1 protein-coding gene is annotated in these 1,251 nt (G+C 34.7%); it reads left to right on the forward strand.

Annotation, left to right across the window (positions count from 1 at the left end; all coding sequences use genetic code 11):
* The first annotated feature begins 251 nt into the window (after positions 1 to 251).
* Positions 252 to 1,217, forward strand: a complete 966-nt coding sequence (locus tag ACWA1F_RS23900; RefSeq protein ID WP_456897533.1) for an IS110 family RNA-guided transposase — start codon at positions 252 to 254, stop codon at positions 1,215 to 1,217.
* Positions 1,218 to 1,251 lie beyond the last annotated feature (34 nt).

Consider the following 1,251-nt stretch of genomic DNA (forward strand, 5'->3'; position numbering starts at 1 on the left):
TTTGTCATCCTATGTTTGCAATAAGATAGAAGATTTTGTTTTTAAGTAAATTTATATTGAAAATTTTTCAACAGAAGAAAGGGAAAGAAAAAAAACTGAGTATTGTCATTTGTCTTAAAAGACTGTTCGAAATGGTAGTTCCTTTCCCTCTCTGCTTTGAGCTTGGACAGTTCATTAGGCCAAGAGCCTGTATTTAGGATTGATAAGCCAATAGCAGATTTCTTCCGTTTACTTTACCTAAAAACAAAGTTATGACAAAAAACAAAAATTACATTGGTATTGATATATCAAAATTAAGCTTTGATGTTGCCATTAAAAAAGGAAGCGATAAATATTTACATCACAAATTCAGTAATGATAATGAAGGTTTTGCAGGCTTCAAAAAATTGCTTAATGAAGATTTAGATGTCTGTGTGATGGAAGCCAGCGGTCCGTATTATTTAAAATTGGCTCAGTATTTATTTAACCAAAGCGTAGGTGTCAGTGTTGTAAACCCTTTAGTTATCAGACGGTTTAGCCAGATGCGGATGTCGAGGACTAAAACAGATAAAAAAGATGCCGTAATTATTGCAGAATACGGAAAGGCTGAAAATCCAGCTTTGTGGAAACCCGAAGCGGATTATGTTCTTGAGATAAAACAAATGCAGGCATATGTGGAGCAGATGGATAAATCCAGAACAGGATTTTTACGGCAGAAAGAGGCTTTTACACAAAATACTGTGGAATCAGCTGTGTTAAATGAGAGTCTGGATAAGGTGATTGGCGGATTAGAAATTGAAATCAGCCGTATTGAAAATAAAATGATTTCAATTATAAAGGCTCATCACAGCGAGCTTTTTAAACAAATGCAGAGCATACCTGGAGTAGGCAGAAAAACTGCTTTACTGTTAATTGTAATCAGCGGAGGATTTACAAAATTTGATAATGCAAGACAGCTGAGCTCTTACATTGGGATAAGCCCGCGTATTTTTGAATCCGGCACAAGCGTAAAAGGAAAGTCAAAGATCTGTAAAATGGGCATGAGCAGAATAAGGGCAATGCTATATATCTGTTCATGGTCTGCTAAAAAATGCAATAGTGCATGCAGAGAATTGTATGACAGATTAGTTGAAAAAGGCAAAGCCAGAAAAGTTGCTTTAATTGCTGTAGCAAATAAACTGCTGAAACAGGCTTTTGCATTAGCGTCAAAAAACGAATACTATTTAGAAAATAATTAAAAATAAATTTGCTTATAAACACAGTTCATTTCGA

The organism is Flavobacterium erigeronis (assembly GCF_054075165.1).

Excerpts from the sequence above, each read along its gene's own strand:
- ACWA1F_RS23900 (WP_456897533.1), top strand. The coding sequence starts at position 252 with ATGACAAAAAACAAAAATTACATTGGTATTGATATATCAAAATTAAGC.